Source organism: Campylobacter sp. BCW_4319 (assembly GCF_001764435.1).
Taxonomy (GTDB): Bacteria; Campylobacterota; Campylobacteria; order Campylobacterales; family Campylobacteraceae; genus Campylobacter_D; species Campylobacter_D jejuni.
Map to the genome: position 1 here is coordinate 24,459 of NZ_MKAQ01000001.1, position 25,504 is coordinate 49,962.

At 31.0% G+C, this 25,504-nt stretch carries 29 protein-coding genes, 5 tRNA genes, 2 pseudogenes and 1 riboswitch; of the genes and pseudogenes, 12 read left to right on the forward strand and 24 right to left on the reverse strand.

The window, feature by feature from the left end; genetic code table 11:
• Positions 1-16: 16 nt before the first annotated feature.
• From rplA to nssR, 15 genes and pseudogenes are all read right to left on the reverse strand, one after another.
• Positions 17-718 carry a 50S ribosomal protein L1 gene (gene rplA / locus AJN56_RS00095; protein WP_002854928.1) on the reverse strand — a complete coding sequence of 234 codons (702 nt, stop codon included), beginning with the start codon at positions 716-718 and terminating at the stop codon, positions 17-19.
• A 54-nt stretch (positions 719-772) separates the two neighbouring features.
• On the reverse strand, positions 773-1,198 hold the full coding sequence (gene rplK, locus AJN56_RS00100; protein WP_002779452.1) for a 50S ribosomal protein L11: 426 nt from the start codon (positions 1,196-1,198) through the stop codon (positions 773-775).
• 25 nt (positions 1,199-1,223) lie between these two features.
• Complete coding sequence (gene nusG, locus AJN56_RS00105) at positions 1,224-1,757, reverse strand: transcription termination/antitermination protein NusG (RefSeq protein WP_002851098.1); 534 nt, start codon at positions 1,755-1,757, stop codon at positions 1,224-1,226.
• A 9-nt stretch (positions 1,758-1,766) separates the two neighbouring features.
• Entirely contained in the window at positions 1,767-1,946 is a 180-nt protein-coding gene (secE, locus tag AJN56_RS00110; RefSeq protein ID WP_002854985.1) for a preprotein translocase subunit SecE, read from the reverse strand.
• 18 nt (positions 1,947-1,964) lie between these two features.
• A tRNA-Trp gene (locus AJN56_RS00115) sits at positions 1,965-2,040 on the reverse strand.
• A gap of 12 nt (positions 2,041-2,052) precedes the next feature.
• Positions 2,053-2,211 carry a 50S ribosomal protein L33 gene (gene rpmG / locus AJN56_RS00120; protein WP_002793551.1) on the reverse strand — a complete coding sequence of 53 codons (159 nt, stop codon included), beginning with the start codon at positions 2,209-2,211 and terminating at the stop codon, positions 2,053-2,055.
• 52 nt (positions 2,212-2,263) lie between these two features.
• Positions 2,264-3,463, reverse strand: coding sequence for an elongation factor Tu (tuf, locus tag AJN56_RS00125; RefSeq protein WP_002855271.1), 1,200 nt, complete (start codon positions 3,461-3,463; stop codon positions 2,264-2,266).
• Positions 3,464-3,531: 68 nt separating this feature from the next.
• Positions 3,532-3,606, reverse strand: a tRNA-Thr gene (locus AJN56_RS00130).
• A gap of 104 nt (positions 3,607-3,710) precedes the next feature.
• Positions 3,711-3,787, reverse strand: a tRNA-Gly gene (locus AJN56_RS00135).
• Between the two features lie 6 nt (positions 3,788-3,793).
• Positions 3,794-3,879, reverse strand: a tRNA-Tyr gene (locus AJN56_RS00140).
• Positions 3,880-3,928: 49 nt separating this feature from the next.
• Positions 3,929-4,004 (reverse strand) — tRNA-Thr (locus tag AJN56_RS00145).
• A gap of 91 nt (positions 4,005-4,095) precedes the next feature.
• Positions 4,096-4,856: pseudogene (locus AJN56_RS00150) on the reverse strand (amino acid ABC transporter ATP-binding protein).
• 1 nt (position 4,857) lies between these two features.
• A complete protein-coding gene (locus AJN56_RS00155; protein WP_002855264.1) occupies positions 4,858-5,514 on the reverse strand; it encodes an amino acid ABC transporter permease in 657 nt (218 codons plus the stop codon).
• Complete coding sequence (locus tag AJN56_RS00160) at positions 5,507-6,208, reverse strand: amino acid ABC transporter permease (RefSeq protein ID WP_002854841.1); 702 nt, start codon at positions 6,206-6,208, stop codon at positions 5,507-5,509. Before AJN56_RS00160 ends, AJN56_RS00155 begins: the two co-directional genes overlap by 8 nt.
• A 16-nt stretch (positions 6,209-6,224) precedes the next feature.
• A complete protein-coding gene (gene nssR, locus AJN56_RS00165) occupies positions 6,225-6,821 on the reverse strand; it encodes a nitrosative stress-sensitive transcriptional regulator NssR (RefSeq protein WP_002868789.1) in 597 nt (198 codons plus the stop codon).
• Between the two features lie 94 nt (positions 6,822-6,915).
• Between nssR and ctb the strand changes: the two genes are divergently transcribed.
• Positions 6,916-7,299 carry a truncated hemoglobin Ctb gene (ctb, locus tag AJN56_RS00170; RefSeq protein WP_002868790.1) on the forward strand — a complete coding sequence of 128 codons (384 nt, stop codon included), beginning with the start codon at positions 6,916-6,918 and terminating at the stop codon, positions 7,297-7,299.
• Here the strand turns inward: ctb and recG are convergent.
• Genes recG through AJN56_RS00185 form a run of 3 tightly spaced genes read right to left on the reverse strand, consistent with a single transcriptional unit; the run spans position 7,296 to position 11,375 of the window.
• Positions 7,296-9,119: an ATP-dependent DNA helicase RecG gene (gene recG / locus AJN56_RS00175; RefSeq protein WP_002868791.1), complete on the reverse strand. Its 1,824-nt coding sequence runs from the start codon at positions 9,117-9,119 to the stop codon at positions 7,296-7,298. The genes ctb and recG overlap by 4 nt on opposite strands.
• Entirely contained in the window at positions 9,109-10,329 is a 1,221-nt protein-coding gene (locus AJN56_RS00180; RefSeq protein ID WP_002858609.1) for a M16 family metallopeptidase, read from the reverse strand. Before AJN56_RS00180 ends, recG begins: the two co-directional genes overlap by 11 nt.
• On the reverse strand, positions 10,329-11,375 hold the full coding sequence (locus tag AJN56_RS00185; protein ID WP_002868792.1) for a dehypoxanthine futalosine cyclase: 1,047 nt from the start codon (positions 11,373-11,375) through the stop codon (positions 10,329-10,331). The genes AJN56_RS00180 and AJN56_RS00185 overlap by 1 nt, the downstream gene beginning before the upstream one ends.
• A 73-nt stretch (positions 11,376-11,448) precedes the next feature.
• On the opposite strand from AJN56_RS00185, the gene AJN56_RS00190 reads away from it, so the two are divergent.
• Positions 11,449-12,636 (forward strand): MFS transporter, encoded by a 1,188-nt coding sequence (locus AJN56_RS00190; protein WP_002868793.1) that lies wholly within the window; start codon positions 11,449-11,451, stop codon positions 12,634-12,636.
• 15 nt (positions 12,637-12,651) lie between these two features.
• Here AJN56_RS00190 and nusA read toward each other — a convergent pair whose 3' ends face one another.
• Positions 12,652-13,740, reverse strand: a complete 1,089-nt coding sequence (gene nusA, locus AJN56_RS00195; RefSeq protein ID WP_002858478.1) for a transcription termination factor NusA — start codon at positions 13,738-13,740, stop codon at positions 12,652-12,654.
• Between the two features lie 127 nt (positions 13,741-13,867).
• Here nusA and AJN56_RS00200 point away from each other — a divergent pair, with 127 nt between their 5' ends.
• The 6 genes from AJN56_RS00200 to AJN56_RS00225 are packed head-to-tail and all read left to right on the forward strand — an operon-like array spanning position 13,868 to position 18,014.
• Positions 13,868-14,110, forward strand: a complete 243-nt coding sequence (locus AJN56_RS00200; protein ID WP_002851103.1) for an HP0268 family nuclease — start codon at positions 13,868-13,870, stop codon at positions 14,108-14,110.
• Complete coding sequence (gene miaB / locus AJN56_RS00205; protein ID WP_002858634.1) at positions 14,107-15,408, forward strand: tRNA (N6-isopentenyl adenosine(37)-C2)-methylthiotransferase MiaB; 1,302 nt, start codon at positions 14,107-14,109, stop codon at positions 15,406-15,408. The genes AJN56_RS00200 and miaB overlap by 4 nt, the downstream gene beginning before the upstream one ends.
• Positions 15,392-16,021: a lysophospholipid acyltransferase family protein gene (locus AJN56_RS00210; RefSeq protein ID WP_002868794.1), complete on the forward strand. Its 630-nt coding sequence runs from the start codon at positions 15,392-15,394 to the stop codon at positions 16,019-16,021. The genes miaB and AJN56_RS00210 overlap by 17 nt, the downstream gene beginning before the upstream one ends.
• Position 16,022: 1 nt before the next feature.
• Positions 16,023-16,982, forward strand: a complete 960-nt coding sequence (locus tag AJN56_RS00215; RefSeq protein ID WP_002868795.1) for a hypothetical protein — start codon at positions 16,023-16,025, stop codon at positions 16,980-16,982.
• Positions 16,979-17,506 carry a hypothetical protein gene (locus AJN56_RS00220; RefSeq protein ID WP_002868796.1) on the forward strand — a complete coding sequence of 176 codons (528 nt, stop codon included), beginning with the start codon at positions 16,979-16,981 and terminating at the stop codon, positions 17,504-17,506. Before AJN56_RS00215 ends, AJN56_RS00220 begins: the two co-directional genes overlap by 4 nt.
• A complete protein-coding gene (locus AJN56_RS00225; protein WP_002867617.1) occupies positions 17,496-18,014 on the forward strand; it encodes a hypothetical protein in 519 nt (172 codons plus the stop codon). The genes AJN56_RS00220 and AJN56_RS00225 overlap by 11 nt, the downstream gene beginning before the upstream one ends.
• Here the strand turns inward: AJN56_RS00225 and thiC are convergent.
• The 3 genes from thiC to rpe form a co-directional block, all read right to left on the reverse strand.
• Complete coding sequence (thiC, locus tag AJN56_RS00230) at positions 18,006-19,298, reverse strand: phosphomethylpyrimidine synthase ThiC (protein ID WP_002868797.1); 1,293 nt, start codon at positions 19,296-19,298, stop codon at positions 18,006-18,008. The two genes, AJN56_RS00225 and thiC, sit on opposite strands and share 9 nt — an antisense overlap.
• Positions 19,299-19,354: 56 nt before the next feature.
• Positions 19,355-19,459: riboswitch (TPP riboswitch) on the reverse strand.
• 21 nt (positions 19,460-19,480) lie between these two features.
• Entirely contained in the window at positions 19,481-20,242 is a 762-nt protein-coding gene (locus AJN56_RS00235; protein WP_002857363.1) for a 3'-5' exonuclease, read from the reverse strand.
• Positions 20,239-20,886, reverse strand: a complete 648-nt coding sequence (gene rpe, locus AJN56_RS00240) for a ribulose-phosphate 3-epimerase (RefSeq protein WP_002857466.1) — start codon at positions 20,884-20,886, stop codon at positions 20,239-20,241. The genes AJN56_RS00235 and rpe overlap by 4 nt, the downstream gene beginning before the upstream one ends.
• A 139-nt stretch (positions 20,887-21,025) precedes the next feature.
• On the opposite strand from rpe, the gene rpmB reads away from it, so the two are divergent.
• The 4 genes and pseudogenes from rpmB (at position 21,026) to AJN56_RS08965 (ending at position 22,725) form a co-directional block, all read left to right on the forward strand.
• Complete coding sequence (gene rpmB, locus AJN56_RS00245; protein WP_002854974.1) at positions 21,026-21,220, forward strand: 50S ribosomal protein L28; 195 nt, start codon at positions 21,026-21,028, stop codon at positions 21,218-21,220.
• A gap of 182 nt (positions 21,221-21,402) precedes the next feature.
• Entirely contained in the window at positions 21,403-21,618 is a 216-nt protein-coding gene (locus AJN56_RS00250) for a YdcH family protein (RefSeq protein ID WP_002855201.1), read from the forward strand.
• 420 nt (positions 21,619-22,038) lie between these two features.
• Positions 22,039-22,287, forward strand: a pseudogene (locus tag AJN56_RS08960) (methyl-accepting chemotaxis protein); the annotation flags it as partial.
• 3 nt (positions 22,288-22,290) lie between these two features.
• A complete protein-coding gene (locus tag AJN56_RS08965; protein WP_370651196.1) occupies positions 22,291-22,725 on the forward strand; it encodes a CZB domain-containing protein in 435 nt (144 codons plus the stop codon).
• 31 nt (positions 22,726-22,756) lie between these two features.
• Here AJN56_RS08965 and AJN56_RS00260 read toward each other — a convergent pair whose 3' ends face one another.
• Both AJN56_RS00260 and AJN56_RS00265 read right to left on the reverse strand, forming a co-directional pair.
• Complete coding sequence (locus AJN56_RS00260; protein WP_002855131.1) at positions 22,757-23,353, reverse strand: NUDIX domain-containing protein; 597 nt, start codon at positions 23,351-23,353, stop codon at positions 22,757-22,759.
• Between the two features lie 82 nt (positions 23,354-23,435).
• On the reverse strand, positions 23,436-25,490 hold the full coding sequence (locus tag AJN56_RS00265; RefSeq protein WP_030123215.1) for a TonB-dependent receptor domain-containing protein: 2,055 nt from the start codon (positions 25,488-25,490) through the stop codon (positions 23,436-23,438).
• Positions 25,491-25,504 lie beyond the last annotated feature (14 nt).

Genomic DNA, 25,504 nt, shown 5'->3' on the forward strand with positions numbered 1-25,504 from the left:
TGCAAAAAAGCAACTCTTATTTCATATCAAGCAATTCTTGTGTTTCAAGCTTTACAGAAGGGCTCATTGTCAAAGATAAAGCCGCATTTTTAATATATCTACCTTTAGCTGCGGCAGGTTTGTGTTTGTTAATTGCCTTTACAAAAGTGCTAACATTGTCCCATAATTGTTCTTTGGAAAAACTTACTTTACCAAGACCTGCATGGATATTTCCTTGCTTATCAACACGGAAATTTACCTGACCACTTTTTGCATTATTAACTGCTTGAGCAACATCCATAGTCACTGTTCCGGTTTTAGGATTTGGCATTAAACCTTTTGGCCCTAAAATTCTACCAACTTTACCAACAAGTCCCATTAAATTTGGAGTAGCAATCAAAACATCAAAATTCATATTACCTTTTTGAATTTCTTCTACTAAATCATCGCTACCCACAATATCTGCACCAGCATTTTTCGCTTCATCAGCTTTTGCGTCTTTTGCAATTACAGCAACACGAACTTTTTTACCCGTTCCAGCAGGCAAAACAACAGATCCTCTTACCATTTGATCTGCATGTCTTGGATCAACATTAAGTTTTAAAGCAATTTCTACAGTCTCATCAAATTTAGCAGACTTTAAAGTCTTTATTGTATCAATTGCATCGCTTAAAGCATACTCTTTATTTGAATCAATTTTTTGTGATAATTCTTTTAATCTTTTTGCTATCTTAGCCATTTATTTTCTCCGCATTTTAAAGTGCTACCGCCTTTTACCTTGGCGGTGAAAGGATTAATCTACGATTTCAACACCCATAGAACGAGCTGAACCTGCAATAATTTTAGCAGCTTGATCTCTATCTTTAGTATTTAAATCTGCAATTTTCTTATCTACTATTTCTAAAACTTGAGCACGAGTTAACTTACCCACCTTATTTTTAAGTGGATTATCCGTACCTTTAGAAATTCCAGCTGCTTTTTTGATCAAATCCGTAGCTGGCGGTTGTTTTGTAATAAAAGTAAAACTTTTATCTGCATAAACAGTGATAACAACAGGGATATTAAAACCTGCCATATCTTTTGTTCTTTCATTAAAAGCCTTACAAAACTCCATAATATTAACACCTTGCTGACCCAAAGCAGGACCAACAGGTGGTGATGGGTTTGCTTTTGTGGCAGCAATTTGCAATTTAATTTCGCCTACGACTTTTTTAGCCATAACAAATCTCCTTACTTGATATAAATTAAATTATTTTCTCAACTTGAGAATATAAGATCTCCACTGGAGTTGAACGTCCAAAAATAGAAACATTTAATTTTAATAAACCACGAACCATATCATACTCTTCTACAATTGCAGTAAAGTTTGCAAATGGCCCTTCTGTGATTCTCACATTTTCCCCTTCTTCAAAAGAAATCTTTGGTTTAGGCGCTGCACGATTGTGAACTTTTTCCAAAATCAAATTAATATCTTTTTCTGTTAAAGGGGTTGGCTTTTTGGATTCTCCAATAAAACGACCAACCTTTGGAAGAGATTGAATGCGATGCCAAAGCTCTGTATTTAAATCAAGAAGTGCAAAAACGTATCCTGAATACAAACTTCTTTCGCTAATCTTCTCCTTTCCATTCTTAAATTCAATAACATCTTCAGTTGGAACAACAATTTCTTTAAGTTGTTCTTCAATTCCGTTATCTTTTACTAAATTTTCAATGGCTCTTTTAACTGCCATTTCACTGCCAGCATAAGTTTGAATTGCATACCATTTATGAGTACTCATTTACTCTCCTTATACGATCGCAGAAACAATAGAGGACATAAGCCAATCCACTAACGCCAAAAACAAAGAAATCACCGCAACAACCACAAAAACTGTAATATAGGCATTTCTTACCTGTTCTTTTAAAGGAAAAATTACTTTCCTTAATTCGGCTTTTGATAATTTAAAATAAGTTATTAATTTTTCCATTTATTTAAACCTTAATTATGGCAGGGCAAGAGGGATTCGAACCCCCAACCATCGGATTTGGAATCCGGCGCTCTACCGTTGGAGCTATTGCCCTAAGGGCGCAAGCTTAACTTTTTAGCTTAACTTCTTTGTGAAGTGTATGTTTTTTTAATCTTGGGCAATATTTTTTTAATTCTAATTTTTCAGTAGTATTTTTACTATTTTTATAGGTGCTATAATTAATATCACCACATTCTTCACACTTTAAACCAACTTTAATTCTCATTTCAATTTTCCTTAAAAAATTAAAGCCAAGCTTTTAACTTGGCTTTATTAAATTATTTAATAATTTTAGAAACAACACCTGAACCAACAGTTTTACCACCTTCACGAATAGCAAAACGAGTTCCTTCTTCAAGTGCTACTGGAGCGATCAAGCTTACAGTAATTCTCACATTTTCACCTGGCATAACCATTTCAACACCATCAGCTAATTTAATCGAACCTGTAACATCAGTTGTTCTTACATAAAACTGTGGTCTATAGTTGTTAAAGAATGGAGTATGTCTACCACCTTCATCTTTATTTAAGATATAAACTTCAGCTTCGAAGTCAGTGTGTGGAGTAATTGATTTTGGTTTAGCAAGAACCATACCACGGATAACTTCTTCTTTTTTAGTACCACGAAGAAGAACACCTACGTTATCTCCTGCTTCGCCTTGATCCATTTCTTTTCTGAACATTTCAACACCTGTTACAGTTGTTGTTTGAGTATCTTTAATACCAACGATTTCGATAGTATCACCTACTTTTACAACACCTTTTTCAATTCTACCTGTAACAACAGTACCACGACCTGAAATTGAGAAAACGTCTTCTATTGGCATCAAGAAGTCTTTTTCAGTATCACGAGTTGGAGTTGGAATATAGCTATCAACTGCAGCCATAAGATCCATAATTTTTGCTGACCATTCACCATCTTGTCCAGCTTTAGCTTCTTCAAGAGCTTTTAAAGCAGAACCAGAAATAATAGGTGTATCATCGCCTGGGAAATCATAAGAGCTTAATAATTCTCTAATTTCCATTTCAACTAACTCTAAAAGTTCAGCATCATCAACCATATCTGCTTTATTCATAAAAACAACAATATATGGAACGCCTACTTGACGAGAAAGAAGAATATGCTCTCTAGTTTGTGGCATAGGGCCATCTGCAGCAGAAACAACCAAGATCGCTCCATCCATTTGTGCAGCACCTGTAATCATGTTTTTAACATAATCTGCGTGACCTGGGCAGTCAACGTGTGCATAGTGACGATTGTCTGTTTCATATTCAATATGAGAAGTAGCAATAGTAATACCACGCTCTTTTTCTTCTGGAGCATTATCGATATTATCATAATCTTTAAGCTCTGCTAAACCTCTTCTAGAAAGAACAGCAGAAATAGCAGCTGTTAAAGTAGTTTTACCATGGTCAACGTGACCAATAGTACCAATATTTACGTGTGGCTTATTACGTGAAAATTTTTCTTTAGCCATTTTTTTCCTCCGTATAAAAAATAAATTGAGCAAAGCAAGTCTTATATCTATATAATTTTTTCAATTCATGGAGCTCATAGCGGGAATTGAACCCGCGACCTCTCCCTTACCAAGGGAGTGCTCTACCTCTGAGCCATACGAGCGCTCAGAAAAATTATACACAATAACAGACAACAAAAACTCTTAAATGGGATATATACTGTAAGTTAAAGGTTTTAAAATACAGCTCCCAGTTCTTTTAAATTATTGGAGCGGGAAACGGGACTCGAACCCGCGACCCTCAGCTTGGAAGGCTGATGCTCTAGCCAACTGAGCTACTCCCGCAAAGCATGGTGGTGAGTCGTGGATTCGAACCACGGAAGGCGAAAGCCAGCAGATTTACAGTCTGCCCTCGTTGGCCACTTGAGTAACTCACCATAAAAATATTGCTTTTTCAATATTCTGGTCAAACACTGCTAAAATAAATGGAGCTGGTTAAGGGACTTGAACCCCCGACCTGCTGCTTACAAGGCAGCTGCTCTACCAACTGAGCTAAACCAGCAAAAATAAAAGTGAGATTATAACTCAAAAAAAAATTTTTGTCAAGACTTTTTTAGTTTTTCTATAAAATTTTAGTCTTGTAAAGTTTATTATCATAAACCAATATTATTTTTATCTATTTATGATAATCAAACAAATTTAAAAATTTCTTTGCTCTTTCGCTTTTTGGATTTTCAAAAAAACTTTTAGGATCATTTTCTTCGATGATTTTTCCTTCATCCATAAAAATAATTTTATCTGCTACAGCTTTAGCAAAACCCATTTCATGAGTAACAATAAGCATAGTCATACCCTCTTTTGCAAGATTTAACATCACTTCTAAAACTTCTCTAACAATCTCAGGATCCAACGCTGCTGTAACCTCATCAAAAAGCATTAACTCAGGATTCATACATAAACTTCTTACTATGGCAATTCTTTGCTTTTGTCCTCCGCTAAGTTCTCTTGGATAAGCATGAATTTTATGCAAAAGCCCCACCTTTTCGAGCCAAATTTTAGCCTCTTTTAAAACCTCATCTTTCTTTCTTTTTTGCACTTTCATAGGCCCTAAAAGTATATTTTCTTCAACACTTAAATGCTCAAAAAGCTCATAAGATTGAAAAACCATACCAACTTTTTGACGCATTCTTGGCCATTCTTTAAAATCTTTATCTATTTTCTCATTATCAATATAAATATTACCACTTGCAATCTCTTCAAGCCCATTAATACAACGCAAAAGCGTAGATTTTCCACATCCACTAGGACCTAAAATCACCACAACTTCTTTAGCCTTAACTTCTAAATTAATATCTTTTAAGGCGTGATGCGAACCATAATACTTTTGTAAATTTTCTATTTTTAGTATGCTCATTTTAGCTCCATTTTTTCTCTAATTTTCTTGAATATAAAGTGATGGGATAACAAAGTATAAAAAAGATAAAAAAAATCAAACCATAAATAATAAAAGGTGCAAAATCATTTCTATTATGAAATTCTATAATTTGTTGCCCTACTTTTACAAGCTCTACCGCACCGATTAAATAAGCAAAGGTTGTACTTTTAATCATGCGAGTAAGTAAATTCATGCTCATAGGAGTTAAACGACGCATAGCTTGTGGAATAATAATATAAACAAAACTTTGCACCGTATTTAAACCTAAAGATGATGCACTTTCATACTGATGTTTTGGAATACTCTGCAAGGAAACACGCACCAAATCCATCATCTCAAAACAACCCCAAATGCTAAAAACAATAATAGCTGCACTTACAGAACTCAAATCCCACCCAAACCATCTAGGAAAACCAAAATACACCACAAAAAGCCATACCAAAAGTGGCATAACACGCACAAATTCTAAACCTAAACGACAAAAAGCATAGATATAGGTATTTTTAAAACTCATTAAAATTCCCAAAAACAACCCACCTATCGAAGTGATAATAATACTGATAAATGAAATTTCAAGAGTGACAAAAAGCCCTTGCCAGAGTCTTAAAAGCGTATCGGTATTTAAAAATTCAAGCATGAAGCAACCTTTTTTCAAACTTTAGCAAAATAAAAGACAAAGGCAAAATAATGCATAAATATCCCATAAACAACAAAAACAATAGCTCATCTGTCTTATAGGTTAAGGAATTTAAACTCTTCATTAAATTCACCAAATCTGGCAAGGCAATAATGCTAACAACTGAAGTTTCTTTGATTAAAAATATAATATTAGCACTAATACTTGGCATAGAAATAGCCAAAGCTTGCGGCAAAATCACATAACGCAAATTTCCAAATTTTGAAAAACCCAAAGAAAGTCCCGCTTCAAACTGCTGTTTTCTTATGGCTTCAAATCCCGCTCTTAAACTTTCAGCCATATAAGAACCTCCTAAAAAACTAAGTCCTGCTATAGCACAAGCAAAAGAAGGCCTTAAAGTTTCTTCTACGCTTAAGCAAATCAAATCAAGCGGTGGAATTTGCTCTAAATGTATATTAAATTTAGGTAAAGCATAATATAAGAAAAAAAGTTGAATTAATAAAGGCGTATTTCTTGAAAACTCTATATAAAGCTTGCAAATATTTTCTAAAATTTTTATTTTAAAATAACTCATTAAAATGCAAAACAAGCCTATTATCAAAGAAAAAATAATTCCAAAAAAGCTTAGTTTTATCGTAAGCCAAGCAGCCGTTAAAAAAGCAGGAGCTTGAACTAATATAAAATCAAAATCCATTCTCTACCTTAAATTTTTACCAAAGTTCTTTCATGATCATATCTTTATTTAAAATTTCAATTCTACCTTTTTTTGTATCAATAAGTTCTGAAATTTTAAGTTCTTTTAACACTCGAGATAAAGATTGTGCTCTAACATTTAAATCAATTGCAATTTGTTTTTGTGAAATTGTATCTAAATTTTTTTCATTTTCCAAAAGATACTTTAATAATCTCGTCCTTAAATCTAATGCATTTTGAGATAATTTCTTTTCTAAAATTTTAATTTTATCAAAAAGTGAACTGATAAGTAAAAAATTGAATTCTTTATTTTCACTGCATAAATTTTGAAAATTAATAAAATCAATTTCCAAAATTTCTCCATCTTCCTCAAATATAGCATTAGCAGGATAATTTAATTTTTTAAAAGCAGGCATTTCTGCTATAAAATTTGGAGGATTAAAATAATGCAAAGTAATTTCTTTATCACTTGCTGTACTTTTATAAATGCGTATTTTTCCCTTGAGTAAAATAAAAAATTTTTTAGCCTCTTCGCCCTCATAAAATAAAATACTATTTTTTTGAAATTTTTTTAATTTTCCTACACTAGATAAAAGTTCTAAATAATCTTTCATTATATACATTTTCCATTCTTAACTTATGTTAAATTTAATTTATCTTATTTTTGCTATATTAACGCCATAAAATTAACATTTAAGAAAGGCTTATATGAAATTTGAAACAATTAATCAAGAAAGCATAGCAAAACTCATGGAAATATTTTATGAAAAAGTTAGAAAAGATAAGGATTTAGGTCCTATTTTTAACAATGCTATTGGAACAAGCGATGAAGAATGGAAAGATCATAAAGCAAAAATAGGAAATTTTTGGGCAGGTATGCTTTTAGGCGAAGGTGATTATAATGGGCAACCCTTAAAAAAACACTTAGATCTACCTCCTTTTCCTCAAGAGTTTTTTGAAATTTGGCTAAAACTTTTTGAAGAAAGTTTAAATATAGTTTATAATGAGGAAATGAAAAATGTCATTTTACAGCGTGCACAAATGATAGCCTCACATTTTCAAAATATGCTTTATAAGTATGGTGGACATTAATTTGGCAATTTTTTTGCCAAATCTTTTTTTACCTTTTGTAAAATCTCCTCATCCTTAGAAAAATCAAAAAATTTAAACTCATTTCCATGTTGCATAAAACCATCGAGCAAATCTCCACTCAAACGATTTTTAAGATCAAGCTCTGCTATTTTAAACCCATCTAAAGTGCTAGCAAATTCTTTTAAACGACTCGGAATTTCTTTAAGTTTAGTATAAAGATAGCAAGTACTTTTAAGCCCTACACGACCTACACGGCCACGAAGTTGATGTAAGGTAGCAAGTCCTAAACGTTCTGCACCTACAATCACTATCATGCTCAATCTTGGCAAAGAAATACCTACTTCCACCACTGTAGTGCTTAGTAAAATATTTCCCTCATCTCTAAAACGCTCTAAAATTTCATCTTTTTGTTTATCTTTTCCATGAGTTACAAAAACTTTTTCATAATGACTCTGCCAATATTCTTTGGCCTGCTCTAAAGATAAATAAGGAATCTTATCACTAGCACTCACTAAGGGATAAATAATGATAATTTGATGATTTTTAACAATTTCTTCCTTGATCTTCTCGCTAAGCTTAGAAAAGCCTTCATTTTGTATGCAATAAGTTGTAATATCTTTTTCAAAAGGCATTTGTTTAATAAAGCTAAAATTTAAAAGTTCAGATTGTATCATGCTTAAAGTTCTTGGAATAGGCGTAGCTGAAAACTGTATAAAATGAGGGGTAAATTCTTGTTTATTTAAAGAATGAATTTTCTCACGCTGAGCTGATCCAAAACGATGTTGTTCGTCTATCATTACAAGTACGGCATTATGGCTTTCTAAATGAATTAGAGCATGAGTGCCTATAACAAGATTTGCTTTTTGGATATTTTGTTCTAAATCTTTTTCTTTTTTACCCCCTTTAATAAACAAAATATTCATAAAATCAGGTAAAAATTTCTTAGCCTCTTCATAAAGCTGATACGCTAAAATACTAGTAGGTGCCATTAAAATAGCTTGCTTAGGATAAACCATCAAAGCCGCACCAAGTAAAACCAAGGTTTTACCACACCCCACATCACCCATAATCACACGCCTTTTGGCTTCTTTTGAGTGTAAATCTTTTTCTATGTCTTTTAAGGCATTAAGCTGATCTTTAGTAAGAGAAAAAGGCAAATCTTTAAGCCAATTGGCTATATTAAAAACATTGATTTGATGAGCTTTAAAATGCGTTTTTTTAGCTTTTAAACGCTTTAAAAAATTATATATTTCTATATATTTTAAATCTTTGCTAAAATTTTGCAAATTTTCAAACATAAAAAAACTTTTTTCATCATAAGCATGCAAATTTAAAAGAAAATGTATATATTTATCCTCTATGCCACTTTCTTTTAAATTTACATAATTAAGATATTTATGTATAAAAGCAGCAATTTTTGTATCTTTTAAACCTAAAATTTGATACTTTGGACTAAAACCCTCAAAAGAAGTTAAAATTTTAGGATTGTTAAATTGCCAAGTGTGATTAAAATGCGAGAGTTTAGCATTAAAAATAAGCTCTTTTCCTACCTTACAAATACCAAAATGCCAAGCTCTAGGATGAAAAAACACAAAAGAAATATTTTCTTGCCATTCCTCACAAAAACCTAAACCAAAAAGTTGATTTTTTCTTGAACTAACGCTTTTTATAGTGATTTTTTGGGTACAAATTTCATTTTCTTTAGGATTTTTACTTGGATTTAAATTTTCAATTTTTTTAGGTAAAAGAAGCGCTAAATCAATAGCACTTCTAATTTTTAATTTTTTAAAAAATTCAAAATCACTTTCTTTAATTTTCATTTTGTATGCTTGCAAAACTTATATTTAAAAGCTCTTGATGTTTTTTAATATAAGCATTTATGGTTTCAAGTTTAACCTTTTCCATAAGTTTTAACTCTTCTTTATAATATCCCAAATTTAAACCTTGATAAAATTCGTTAAAAGACATAGATAAACGCTTGCTTAAGCTTTCATAACGCAAAGGAGTTGATCCTATGAGAAAATTTTTAGCTTGATCAAGTTCATTTTGAGTCATGCCATTTTTTATAAAATCTTCAAAAAGCTCTTTTACGATTTTTTTAGCTTCTTTAGCGCTTTCATTTTTAGTTTGTAAATATCCAAAAACTCTAGAAAAAGACATATTCATATCAAGCATAGCATAAGCTGAGTATGCAAGACCTCTTTTAACACGAATTTCTTCCATAATCCTTGAACCAAATCCTCCTTGCCCTAGCACAAATAAGGCAATTTTTGCAAGATATAAATCCTTATCTTTAAAATCAGCAAAAAAAGGCGTAGCAAAATAAATATAAGCTTGTTCACTTTCTGGGCGTACCAAAATTTCATCTTTGATGTTTTTGCCTAACTCATATTTTTTTGGAGTATTTTTTTTGCCTATTTGAAGTTTTGATAAGAGTTTTAAAAGATCTTCCTTGGCTTGTTTTTCTTCTAAATCTCCTCCTAAAATCACAACCAAATCACTAAGATGGATAAAATTTTTATAAAAATTTTGCAAATCTTTTAAAGACAAAGTTTCTATACTTTTTTCATCTCCATCATTTGGACTTTGAAATTCTTTACATTTAAAAATTTGAGCATTGAGTAAATTTTTTGCTAAATAATCAAAATCACTATTTTTACTCGCGAGCTCACCTAAGGCATTGATTTTTAATTTTTGCAAAGTTTTTTCTTCTATTCTTGGTTTTAAAAGCAATTTTTCTAAACTCTTTAAAGCAAAATCAAAATTTTCTTTCAAGCAAGAAAGATTGATTTCCAAACTTTCAAAACCACTACTTGCCTCTAAATTTATCGCTCTAAATTCTAAATCCTTAAAAAATTTATCATCCACGCCTTCATTTAAAATACGTGAAAACATCTTAGCTAAGCCTGCTATTTCATCATAACTTCTAGCACAATTTCTAAAAACAAGCTTTAAAACAACAATAGGAAAATCAGAATTTTTTTCAAAAATAAAAGGGATTTTAATACCCCTACTCTCTAAATACTGCATTAAAACCTTTCTAAAATTTCATAAGCGGTATTGCGTTTAGCTGGATTTTCGCCTAAACTTCTAATCAGCCTTATCATCTCATCTTGATTCATTCTATAACTTGCTCCTGCAGCACTTACTACATTTTCTTCCATCATAGTTGAGCCTAAATCATTGGCCCCAAATTTTAAAGCAAGCTGGCCTATAAGTGAGCCTTGAGTTACCCAAGAACTTTGTAAATTTTTAAAATTATCTAAATAAAGTCTTGCTAAAGCTAAAAGTCTTAAATATTTGTTAGAACTTTGTTTCATAATCTCTGGATGTTTTTGGATTAAAGCAGTATTATCACTTTGAAAGCTCCATAAAATAAAAGCTCTAAATCCCCCTGTTTCATCTTGTAATTTTCTCAAATGCTCAAAATGATCGATGATTTCTTCATCATTTTCAACCGTTCCAAACATCATAGTAGCTGTGCTTTTCATACCAATTTTATGAGCTTGGCGATGTACTTCTAACCAAGTAGCTGTATCACATTTATTTGGTGCGATAATATCACGCACCCTATCGCTTAGCACCTCAGCACCTGCTCCTGGTATAGAAAATAAACCTTTAGCTTGCAATCTTTTTAACACTTCAGTGATTGAAATTTTAGATGCTTTTGCAATATAAGCGATCTCAACTGCTGAAAAACCATGCACAGTGATATTTGGATAATGTTCTTTTATCCAAGAAACTAATTCTTCATACCATTCTATTTTTAATTTTGGATGCACCCCGCCTTGAAAAAGAATTTGTGTTCCCCCGATAGCTTCAAGCTCTTCTATCTTTTTGCCTATCTCTTCAAAGCTTAAAATATAAGCATCATCTTCTTTATGATGGCGATAAAAAGCGCAAAAAGAACAATCAATACAACAAACATTGGTATAATTAATATTTCTATCCACAACAAAAGTGGTGATTTTTTCAGGATGAAGTTCTAATTTTCTTTTATAAGCCATTTCTCCAAGTTCTGTTAAACTTGCATGGTGTAATAAATCTAAAGCTTCTTTTTTATCCAGTCTTTTCAAAATTTTTCCTTGTTTTTTACATAATTAAAATAATTATAGCATTTAAAATATAAATTATGCTATAGTTTCGCTTATGAATTACATTGAACTATTAAAAAATAATAAAAATATCAGAATATTAGCTTCGGTTCAGTTTATAGTATATTTTGGAGCATGGTTTTCTCAAACGGGAGTTTTTACCCTTTTAGTCGAACTTAATGCTCCTACTTGGGCAACAGCTACAAGTGCTATGCTTGCTTTTTTACCTGGAGTTTTACTTGCTCCTATTAATGGCGTCATAGTAGAGAAAAATAAACCTAAAAAACTTTTACTCAGTATGATTAGCATAGAATTAATTTCTATTTTTTGTCTTATTTTTGTCACAAGTCTTAGTATGCTTTGGCTTTTATTTATTTTAATTTTCATAAGACTTTGTGTTGCTTCGATTTATTTTCAAGCTGAAATGAGTTTATTGGCCAAAATTTTAACTCCTCAAGAACTTAAACTCGCTAATGAAATGCACAGTGTCATTTGGGCGATTTCTTATACAGCAGGTATGGCAAGTGCGGGAATTTTTATTTATTTTCTAGGAGTTAAAACCACTTTTCTATTTGACTGTATACTTATACTCATAGGCATTTCTTTTTTAGTAAGATTAAGCATTCCTGATTTTCATCAAAAAACACAAAGTCGCTTTTTTACCATGATAAAAGAAGGATTTTTCTATGTTTTAAACAATAAGATAATTTTTCATCTTATCTTGCTTCACGCTTTTATAGGTTTAACTGCTTATGAAACCTTGGTTACGCTTTTAGCGCAACATCAATATAAAGAAGTTTTATCTGCTGCTTTAGTAATAGGGTTTTTAAATGCAGTACGTGCTTGTTCTTTAGCTATAGGACCTATGGTTTTAAGCAAATTTATTAATGATAAAAATTTATTTTACATGTATCTTGGTCAAGGCTTGGGTATTATACTTTGGGCTTTAACTCAATTTAATTTTTATATTTCTTTTTTAGGTTTAATCGGTGCAGGTTTTTTTACCTCAGCGCTTTGGGCTTACACCTACACTATGATACAAAAAAATGCCGACAAAGAATATCATGGTAGAGTGATCGCTTATACAGATATGATTTATCTTAGTTTTAGCGCTATTATTTCAATGCTTATGGGCTTTTTATTTGAAATAGGCTTGAGTTTAGAACTAATTACAGGCTTATTGGGTATGATTTTTATCTTTGCGGCATTTTATTGGAAGTGGTTTTATAAAAAATATTTGTGAAAATTCACAAATATTTTAAATTTTAAACAAATCTTGAAGATTTTTCATTGCTTCTTCATTGCTGATGGCATTATTTAGCTGCGATGAGCTTAATTCATTGAGCTCTATTTCATAACCACTTAACATAGAAGCAAGGCGAATATTAATACCATTTTTTCCTATAGCTTTGCTTTTTTGTTCGCTATTTAAACTTACAATAGCTTTTTTATCTTCAATTTTTACAGAATTTACAATAGCAGGAGCCAAGGCACGAGAAATTAAAATTTCACTCTCATTTGTAAATTCTATACAATCAATATTTTCATTATGAAGCTCTTTGCTTACCGCATTAATTCTTACACCTTTAACACCTACTGTAGCTCCTACAGGATCGATATTTGTTCCATTGGCCTGAAGAATGATTTTTGCTCTTTCACCTGGAATTCTAGCACATCCTATAATATTGACATAACCATCTTTGATTTCTGGAACCTCAGCTTCAAGTAAACATTCTAAAAATTTAGGACTTGTACGACTAAGCTCGATTTTAATACCCTTATCTGTATAAACACGGCGTATCACAGCTTTTACCACATCACCTATTTTAAACTTTTCCCCTTTAATGCGATTTTTTCTCGGTAAAAAAGCTCTTAATTCATCTATTTCAATAAAAGTATTTTCTTCATTATCCACTCTAACAACTGTACCAAAAACCATTTGCCCTACTTTGTTTTTATACTTTTCAAAAATAGTTTGTTCTAATAATTTTTGTATATGATATTCAAGTTCTTTATGCAAGGTATTTACCGCAGTTCTTCCTAAATTTTCCAAAGAACATTCATAGGTTAATTCATCTCCTATTTCAACATCTGGAGCTTCTGATTTTGCCTTACTTAACGCGATAAAACTCTCACTTTTATTTTGCAATCTCTCGTCATTATCTGCTACTATGGTAATTTTTTGATAAAGATTTAAATTTTTAGGATCCACAAAAAACTCATATTCTTGTCCATAAATTCTTTTTGCAGTATTGATTAAAGCGGTAGCTACCTTTTCTCTTACATTCTCTAAGTTTAAATTTTTTTCATTAGCAATAGATTCGATAATATCTGCTATCTTTTCCATATTTTATAAAACCTTTTTTGTGGGAAATTTAAATAATGTAGATAAAAATTATATCCTTAATAAGTTTAATTAAAAGTAAAATTTGCTAAAATTATAGATTAAAATGAAAATTCTTAAGGATTTAGCTATGGAATTAAAATTGGCAAGAACTTTGATTAATGAAAAACCTAAAAATATTAGCCTAGAAAAAATCGAAGAGGCTATAGAAAAAGAAGGACAAAAGTTTTTTTATTTTGATAAAGATAATACACACAAACAACTCATTGCCCTTGTAAATCATTTTGAAAAAAAAGGAGTAAGCATTTATCATAGAACCGTAAAATACGGACTTGATGATAATGATTTTATGTATGAGGTACATATTCTTTGAGTGCTAAAAAACTTTTTATCCAAACTTTAGGTTGTGCGATGAATGTCAGAGATTCTGAGCATATGATCGCAGAATTAACACAAAAAGAAAATTACGCACTAACAGAAGATATCAAAGAAGCAGATCTTATTCTTATTAATACCTGTTCAGTGCGTGAAAAACCTGTGCATAAACTTTTCTCAGAAGTGGGTGGCTTTGAAAAAGTTAAAAAAGAAGGTGCTAAAATAGGAGTTTGTGGATGCACTGCATCACATTTGGGAAATGAAATTTTCAAACGTGCTCCTTATGTGGATTTTGTTCTAGGGGCAAGAAATATTTCCAAAATCACTCAAGCTATAAAAACTCCAAAATTTATGGGCGTGGATATAGACTATGATGAAAGTGAATTTGCTTTTGCAGATTTTAGAAATAGTATTTATAAATCCTATATTAATATCTCCATAGGTTGTGATAAACACTGCACTTATTGTATAGTGCCACATACTAGAGGAGATGAAATTTCCATACCTTTTAACATCATCTACAAAGAAGCTCAAAAAGCTATTGAAAAAGGCGCTAAAGAGATTTTCTTGCTAGGACAAAATGTCAATAACTATGGCAAAAGATTTAGAAACGAACATAAAAAAATGGACTTTTCAGATCTTTTAGAAGAACTTAGCACTATAGAAGGTTTGGAACGCATTCGCTTTACAAGTCCACATCCTTTGCACATGGATGATAAATTTTTAGAAGTTTTTGCCAATAATCCAAAAGTTTGCAAATCCATGCATATGCCTTTACAAAGCGGCTCAAGTGAAATTTTAAAAGCTATGAAGCGTGGCTATACTAAAGAATGGTATTTAAATAGAGCTTTAAAACTTAGAGAACTTTGTCCAAATGTTAGCATTTCTACAGACATTATTGTAGCTTTTCCAGGGGAAAGTGAAAAAGATTTTGAAGAGACTGTAGATGTTTTGGAAAAAGTGCGTTTTGAACAAATTTTTTCTTTTAAATACTCCAAACGCCCTTTAACAAAAGCCGCAACCATGCCTAATCAAATCGATGAAGAAATAGCTTCAAGAAGACTTAGCACCTTACAAAATCGTCATAGTGAAATTTTAGATAAAATTGTAAAAAAACAAGAAAATAAAACTTTTAAAGTTTTATTTGAAGAATTAAGAGCAGGCAATAGCATTGCTGGAAGAACAGATAATAACTTTTTAGTTCAAGTTGAAGGTAGCGAAGAACTTTTAGGGCAATTTAAAGAAGTAAAAATAACTAATGCAAAGCGTATGGTTTTATATGGGGAAATCGTTTAAAATCCATTGCTTAACATATATAATTTTCATCTTGCAATGGCTTATTTTTTTAAGCTGTAAAAAGCACTATAAAGGTGAAAAAGTTGACCGTAAAGCTGGTGTGATACTTTTTTGGCATGGAAAATTAGCACTTATGCCTTTTGCGTTTAGACATTATAGGCAAAAAAATAAAAAAGCCTATGTCATGATCTCTCACCATAAAGATGGAGAGCAAATTGCAAAAATCATCAAGCTTTTCGGTCTTGATACTGTAAGAGGAAGCACTTCAAGGGGTGCTAGCAGTGCACTTAGAGCTGCATTTAAAGTTTTAGAACAAAATGACGATATAGTTATCACGCCCGATGGTCCACGAGGGCCTTATCATAGTATTTCAGATGGGTCTATCATTTTGGCTCAAAAAAAAGAACTAAAGATAAGAATTTTAAACTATGAAGCAAATCGTTTTTGGGAATTTAAAAGTTGGGATAAGATGATCATGCCAAAACCTTTTAGTAGGATTACTTATAGTCTAAGTGAACCTTTGGATATTTTATCTTTAGATAAAGAAAAAGCTAAAGAATTTCTAATGGAACAATTTGATAAAATTAGCTTAGCTGATCAATTTAAGGAATGAAATGTTATTTTTACTTAAAAAAATATTTCCACAACTTTTTATTAGTATTATTTTAGAAGATAAAAAAAATATTGTAAAAGCTTCTATTTATAGAGGAAATAAACTAATCAGTAGCAATGAAAAAACTTTTGATAAAAGCGAAAATTTATTAGAATACGTAAAAAATTTAAGCAAGCATTTCTTATTTTACCACACTGCTTTATTTTTAGATGCCAAAGAACAAGGATTAATACCTAGTACAAATATTCAAGATTGTGAGCACTTTAATATAGGAAAAATCAGCTTACAGCATATTTTGTTTAATAATGCCCTTGTTTATACGGCTACCGAACATGTAGAATATTATAGCGAGCTTTTTGAAGAATATAGAGGTTTAGATTTTTTATATTCCCCTTTTGCTCTTCTTTACTACAATATGCAAAAAGAAAAACAGCCTGATGATCAAATTTTACTTTATGGATTTAAACAAGGACATCTTTTGGCAATTATTGTTGCTAAAGGCAATACTATTTTATACGGTGATTTTAAAATATTTGAGCAAGAATTAGGTTTAGAGCTTGAACTTCCATCGGAAGATAATCAAGAAATTGAAAACAACAACGATGATACTGAAGTTACCTTAGATAACTTCAATGAAGCCTTAAATAATAAATTTGATCTACTTGATCAAGAAAATAATCTTGAAACTTTGGATAATAATGATAATTTTAATCTTGATGAATTAAATCAATTTAGCAATGATATGGAACTTTGCCGTTATATTATTACGAGCATTGAAAAATTTTATAATGATGATAAATATGCTGGGGTATTTATCAATGGTATTTTATTATATAGCGAATCAGATATTAACATAAGTGCTATTGATTTTTTAGAAAGTGAAACTTTTTTAGAGATAAAAACCAAACAAATCAACACCTTAGATCTTATGATAGAATTGATGCAAAAGGAGCTTAAATGACTTATAGCTTCATACAACCAAGAAAAAAGCCTATTTTCACACTCTTTGATAAAATTTGGCTAGGACTTTTTGGTTTTAGTATATCATTTATCTTGCTAGTATATTTTACATATACAATAAAAATTGCATTAATCAATAGCTCTATCAATAATGAAAAACAACAAGTTATAGTGCTTCAAAATCAAACTAAGCAAAATGAAATGCTTTATGAAATTTTATTTGATCAAAGCCAAATAGCGAAAAATTTTAACACTCAAAATCAAATTGTTAAAGAAAGCTTAAGAAATCTATTTGATATTATTGTAAAAACTGATAACATTACTCTTGAAAGTGTTGAACAAGACGAATATTCCTTAAAGCTTATCGGAGTCACTCCTACAAGAGAAATGTTTACTCTACTTTTAGAAACCCCTTTAAAAAGCATCTTTGATCAAAGCTATACAACCTATTATCGCTTAGATAATGGGTGGTATCGTTTTGTTAGTATTAGTAAACAAATTCCAGGAGTTGCAGATGAAAGATAAAAGTCTAGAAGAAATTGATTTATTAAAGCTTATCATTTGCGCGTTAAGTTTTATAAGCGTTTGCACAGCCTTGATCTTATTTTTACTTTTACCGACATTAAAAAATTATAAACAAGCAAATCTTAGAGAAAACTCACAACTTGCTATCTTAAAGGCCGCTAAATTAAAATTTGACTTTAGTGAAGATAAAATATCAACTCTAAGAAGCGAAAACAACAAAAGTTTAGAGCAATTTGAGCAAAATTTTAATATAGGAAATTTTGATATTTTTTTACAAAAATATTTTCAAAATGTAAAAATTCAAGAAACTAAGCCCGAAAAACAAGAAAAATATCTAAAAAACCGCTTAGCCATTAAAGCGACAATGAACAATCCTAGAAGGCTTTATGATTTTATTGATGCTCTAAAAAACTATAATAACTTAATCAAGCTTGATTATCCACTTAATCTTAAAGCAGGAGAGCAAGGTATCTCTATAGATCTTACTCTCAAAGTTTATTCAAGCTAAACTCACATCTTCGCCTTTTAAAATTTGATTCATAGTATTCATTGCACACATTTTTCCACACATAGAACATGAGTTTAAATCATCAGGACGACGCTCATTAAACATTTTTTTGGCCTTTTCTCCATCAATAGCAAGTTTAAACATTTTCTCCCAATCTATCTCTTGCCTAGCCTTACTCATCTCATCATCTCTTGCTCTTTCTTTTGGAAGTTTAGCTATATCTCCTGCATGAGCTGCAATTTTAGTCGCAACTATACCCTCTCTAACATCTTCTAAATTTGGAAGTCTTAAGTGTTCAGCAGGTGTTACATAACACAGCATATCAGCACCGCTAGCTGCAGCCACAGCTCCTCCAATAGCACCACTAATATGATCATACCCTGCGCCAATATCTATTACCAAAGGTCCTAAGACATAAAAAGGCGCTCCTTTACATAAACGCTTTTCTAATTGCATATTTGCCTCTATTTCATTAATAGCCATATGCCCTGGACCTTCTATCATTACTTGAATCCCAACATCCCAAGCCCTTTGAGTAAGGAGTGATAATTCTATAAGTTCTGAAATTTGCGCCCCATCACTTGCATCGTGAGTAGAGCCAGGACGCAAAGCATCGCCCAAAGATAAAGTTACATCATATTTTAAACAAATGTCAAGCAAATCATCATAATACTCAAAAAAAGGATTTTCAGCATCTTTCATCATCATCCAAGCATAAAGTACAGAGCCTCCTCTTGAAACTATATTTGTAAGTCTTTTACTTTGTTTAAAAATATGCGCTGCGCGAGAATTAATACCTGCATGAATTGTCATAAAATCAACCCCACTTTTAGCATGATGATATACAACATCTAAAAAGTCTTTGGCATTAATTTGCTTTAAATCTTTTTCTAAAAATCCTACCGCATCATATACAGGAACTGTTCCTATCATAGCTTTTGAAACATTAACAAGCTCGTCTCTAAAACGACTTGTTTTGCCATAATTGCTTAAGTCCATAATCGCTTCTATGCCAAATTTATGAGCAAGCTCTACTTTTTTCATTTCCTCGCTATAATCAACGCAATCATTTGAAACTCCTAAATTTACATTAACCTTAGTACGCAGTCCAAAACCTATACCATTTGGATCAAGACTTTTATGATTAATATTTGCAGGGATAATAATTTTACCGCAAGCAATATTTTCAAGCAAAAAATCTTTACTTAAATTTTCTTTTTGCGCAACAATCTGCATTTCTTTAGTAAAAATACCTTCTTTGGCATAATTCATTTGAGTTTTCATAAATTTATCCTTTAAAAAATTTGGATAAATGAAGGGTGAGTATAAATTTTTAAAGTATTGAAATTTATAAATCTTCCCGACGCTGGTATTATCCAGATCCGGTTCGGTCTAAGCTTTTAGCTTACTCTCAGCCTGTTACACAAGCTCCCGTCATTTATGTTTTAATTATACACTTTAAATATTTATTTTTGCTTTATGCGTGCAGTCTTTGTAAAATTTATAAGTTCTTCTGTAGTTTTTATATGATAAGGAAGTTTTCCAAGGCAATATTTAAAAATTTCAGCAGCTGCTAAAGCATCATCTAAGGCCCTATGATGCGTATTTTCCACGCCCAGAAATTCTTTCAAAACCTCTAGTTTATATTTTGGACTTTCTATACAACATTGTGCAAATTCTATAGTGCAAATACGACGATTAAGCAAAATGCCAAAACCACACTCATTTAAAGCCCTAGAAATAAAACTATAATCAAAACGCACATTATGCGCTACAAAAATACTGTCTTTTAAAAAAAGCCTAAAATCACTTAAAACCTTTGCTAAACTTGGAGCATTTTCCACCATCTCATAAGTAATACCCGTAAGTTCGGTTATATTTTCTGGAATTTCTTTTACTTTAACAAAACTTTGAAAGCGTGCAATTTCTTTAGAATTTTGAATTTTTACTGCTCCAATTTCTAAAATTTCCCCCTTACTTACACCACCAGTACTTTCTATATCTACTATGCAAAAAATTTCATCTTTAATTTTTGTTGTGCGTGTTTTAAGGGTAAAAATATTATCTTTATTCAAAGTTAAACCCAAACCCAAAAGCTCAAAAGTTTCCAAATCTAAATCAAAATTTTTTAATTCTTCAACTTTGGCAAACTCTTGCATCACCCAATCATAAGGCTTGCTTTGCTTATTTAATATAGAAATAATCTGATCAATTTGCTGTAAACTCAAAATTCAAGCTTTAAAGATGAAATTGCAGTTTTATAATCATTAGAAGAAAAAATATAACTTCCAGCCACCAAAATATCAGCTCCGGATTCTTCTAAATCGCTAGCATTTAAACCATTAACACCACCATCAACCTCTATAAAAACTTTAGCATTTTTTTTATCAATCATTTGGCGCAATTCTTTGATTTTTTCATGTACCAAAGGTAAAAATTTTTGTCCACCAAATCCAGGATTAACACTCATTAAAAGTACCATATCTACAAATTCTAGCATGTGTTTAATAGAATCAATAGAAGTGTGTGGATTTAAAACAATAGCAGGATGGATTCCTTGACTTCTTATATATTCACAAAGTCTTATAGGATGAACTTCGCTTTCTATATGAAAAGAAATAAATTTTGGTTTCAAAGGGATAAAAAGATCTATAAATTTACTTACATCTTTAACCATCAAATGCACATCTAATGGCAACTTACTAATAGTTGAAATTTTTTCGATCACGCAAGGTCCAAAAGTCAAATTTGGAACAAAGTGTCCATCCATTACATCAATATGTAAAAGATCTGCACCTGCAGCTTCAATAGCTTTAACTTCTTCTTCTAATTTTAAAAAATTTGCAGACAATAAACTTGGAGCTACATACATGATCAAAACCTTAAACTATATATAAATGTGATAAATAATATTTTATCGACTTATATATTAAAAAAACTATAAATTATGGAATATTTTAAGCTTAATTTTGATAAAATCTCCATTTAAAAATTTTCATAAGGACAAGAAAATGGCAAGAGTATGTCAAATCACAGGCAAGGGTCCAATGGTGGGTAATAATGTCAGCCATGCTAACAATAAAACAAAAAGACGCTTTTTACCTAATCTCAGAACAGTTCGTGTAACTTTAGAAGATGGCACCACGAGAAAAATGAGAATCGCAGCTTCTACTCTAAGAACTCTAAAAAAACAAAATTCTAAATAATTTTGAGGATTTATTCCTCAATTTTAAAATTTCCAATTTAAAAATAAACTTTAATAAATCACTTATATAACACATTTAAAAATTATTATTAATTTTATTATTTTTTAAGCCAAAAATATCTTTTAATAGTGTAAAATACCTTGTTAAATGAATTTTAAATTTCACTAATACAAGGAGAGTTTATGCTACATGAATATAGAGAATTAATGTCAGAGCTAAAAGGTAAAGATGCTCATTTTGATAAACTATTTGATCGTCATAATGAACTTGATGACATGATTAAAGATGCAGAAGAAGGTAGAACTTCTCTTAGCAGCATGGAAATTTCAACCTTAAAAAAAGAAAAGCTTCATGTAAAAGATGAACTTAGCCAATATCTAGCAAATTATAAAAAATAAGGCAAAACAATGTTTGGAAGTAAAATAAACCATTCTGATCTTCAAAAACTTGAAGAAGAAAATAAAAATCTTGCACATAAAATTGAAAAATTTCAATCGGAAAATTTAGAATTAAAAAATAAAATTACATCATTAGAACAAGCGGCTTTAGAGTCTAAACTTAAAACAGATCTTTTAAATGTTTTATTAACTGGGGTTTTAAAAAATATTACTATTGTTCAAGGCGATATGTTAGAAAATGTAAATAAGGCAGAAGTTATCTCTAGCTATTCTAAAACTTCTCTTGCTGAAATGGATGAACTTAACCATATTGCTAATTCTATCAATGCTTCCTTAGGGGATATTACAGAATCAGCCAATAAAACAAGAGATGTTGCAGGAACATTGCATAGAAGTGTAGATGAAATTACTAATGTAATTAATCTAATTAAAGATGTTTCCGATCAAACCAATCTTTTAGCTCTTAACGCTGCCATAGAAGCTGCACGTGCAGGTGAACATGGGCGTGGTTTTGCTGTTGTTGCCGATGAAGTAAGAAAACTAGCTGAAAAAACACAAAAAGCAACCACAGAAGTTGAAATGAATATCAACCTTCTAAAGCAAAATGCAAATGAAATGTATACTCAAAGTGAGCAAGTTGAAAAAATTTCTATAGATTCTAATGCTCATATTATGAGTTTTTCCGAAAAATTTACTCACTTAGTAAATGAAGCGCATTCTACTAATTCAAATGCAGTTGGTATCGCTTCAGAAGCTTTCGTATCTTTAGCAAAACTAGATCATATAGCTTTTAAATTAAATGGTTATAAAGAAATTTTTTCCAAATCAGGAAAGCAATTAGCCGATCATACATCTTGTCGCTTAGGAAAATGGCTTGCTAGCACAGGAAAAGAAAGATTTGGGCAAAATAAAAGCTTCTTAAAAATTAACGAGCCACATGAAAAAGTTCATGAAAATATGAATAATGCTATAACAATAGCAAATACAGAAGATATTAGCAAAGATATTACTCAACATAGCATAATTAATAAATGCGAAGTTGCTGAAAATGCATCGCTTGATCTTTTCAATGTATTTAAAGAAATGCTTGATGAGTCAGATCATTAAAATCCTAGGTTGAACCTTTTTAAGGTTTAACCTAAATAATCTTTAATTTTCCCCACTTTTCCTTTAAAAACCACATATAAGCAAAATCAAGCAAAGGCGTTCTTATCATATTTTTACATTTTTTTTCAAAATCCTGCACCTTAACATAAACAGCTTCAATCTCTTCATCATCAACTCCACCTCCAGAAGAAATTTTATCTTTTTCATCAACTTCTACGAAATAAAAGCTTTGCTTGCTTACACCTGAACCAAACCCTGTATAAAAATCTCCTATTTTTTCTAAATTTTTAGGAGCATATCCTAGTTCTTCTATACATTCTTCTTTTGCTATTTCCTCTAAAGATAATTTTTTATCCACAAGCCCAGAACAAAGCTCTATAGTATAGCCCATATCATCATCTTTTACATAATCTTTATCATGCATTTGATGATACCAAAGTGGTATACGAAATTGGCGTACAAAAATAAAACTTTCTAATTCTTTATGATACAAAAGCACTGAAACACTATCTTTAGATTCTATAAAATCCCAAGTGCAAAGCCTACCATTACTTTCATAAGCAAATCTCTTAGGCTTAATATAATTTGATTTTTCAAAAGAAAGTTCTTTTAAATTTTTAAACGCCATAATAAAACCTTTTATTTATTTTTCACATTGTACTTTATTTTTGCTTTTTTGAAAATATAAAGGTGATTAAAGCCTTAAAAAATTAAAAATCATATTTATAACTTAACCAAAAACTTCTTCCTTCTGTATAATCTTGATAGCGATTTGCATATCCAGCAGGATTAGCCCCATCCCATCTTGTAACTTGCGGATTAAAGAAATTTTTATCAAAAAGATTTTGCACTGCAAAACTTAAGCTAGATTGCTTATTGATTTTATAATTTATCCCTAAATCTACTATATAAAAAGGCTTATATTTTTGCCATGGCAGACTACCATTACCGCCACCTTTTGCTTTAGCTATAGCATCAAGTCTTGCTCGTGTTTTTATATAGGAACTAAATTTACCTCGCTCATAGTTTAATTTTAACATTGCTATATGTCTTGGTAAATTTTCTATTCTATCACCACCAAACCAATTTTTTTGACCATCTTTGTAGCGATTATCCATAAAAGTATAACTTGAATTTAGGCTAAAGCCATTGTAAGTTTTGGTATTAAATGCAAATTCTATACCTTTAGTCTGCGTTTTTCCAAGATTAATAGGACGCTTACAAACAATGCCATTGCTACAATTAATATCATTTTGCATACCTGTTAAATCTTCACTACTGATTTGATTTGTAAAATCAGTAATAAATCCTGTAATAGAATAATGTGCAAAATCAAATACCATAAAATCAACACCCAATTCATAATTTATACTTTCTTCTGGTTTTAAGTCAGGGTTTCCAAAATAAGCATTATTATTGGCATAATTATAATATCCATTTGTCAACTGCTTGGCAGCAGGAGTTTTATAGCCTTTTGAAACACCTCCTTTCAAGGCTATATTATCATTTAAGTGATAAACCAAATAAACCCTAGGCGTAAATTCAGAATCAAACAAATCGCTATAAATATAACGCAAACCTGTAGTAAAAATCAAATCATCGGCTATAAAATACTCATTTTCCCCATAAAGCGCAACCGTGGTTTGATCAAGATTTTTACCTCTTATTTGACTACCTGCGCTTGCTTGATCATTTTTTAATATCTCATAATCAATCCTTGCACCAAAGGTATTTACTAAATTACCGTATTGACCTAAATTCCAAGGTAAAACAACCTTACCTTCTCCTACCCAAATTTGGCTATGCAGCTCCTTATCCTTAGTGCTACCATATTGTAAATATGAGTTAGTTGAACCAAAATCATAGTTACCATCATGATTCAAAACAATATTATCCTTAAAAAGTTGTCTTTCACTTTTAATAGCCCTACTACTTGTAGAATTCACTGAAATTTCATTAATATATCGTTCTATATCAAAATATATATTATTTTTATCATCTACTGTCCAATTAAGCCTAGAACCAAAACCTAAACTAGTAAAAGCACCTGGACTATGACTAGCAATTTGATAATTATCAGGTCTTTGGTTGCCATTATTCCAAACCGGTGTAGGCCATTTTAAATCAGAAGCTGCCTTATCATAATACTTCAACCTTGCAGAAATTGATAATATATCTTCAATCAAAGGAGTTGCCACATAAGCGTTAAATCCCCCAGCATTGCCATAGTGATTAGAGTGCTGTTGCAAAAGAGTGTTAAATTCTATATTCGCCTCAGTCTTATCAGGATTTTTCTTAGTGATAATATTTATCACACCGCCTACAGCATCACTGCCATAAAGTGTAGAAGCTGGACCACGTATAACCTCAATACGCTCTATCATAGACAAAGGTGGTAGATATCCTGACTCACTGCCACTAAAACCATTATCATAAAACCCATTTGCAACACTTTGACGTTTTCCATCAATTAAAACTAGAGTATAAGAACTACCAAAACCTCGTATGCTAAAATCATAAGTGCCTGTTTTATTCATAGTCACATCTACACCTGGAATATCTCCTATAGCCTCCCCTATATCCTTAATTGGCTTTTTTTCAAGCTCTTCTTTTGTAATGATAGAAATACTAGCAGGCGCATCAACCAAATCTTGTTCAAAACCACTAGCACTAACCACAACATCATTAAGTTGATATTTTTCTTCTGCTTTTAACAAAGCTCCAGATAAAATTAAAAAACACAGTAAACTTTTTTTAAATTTCATATTTTTAATTTGAG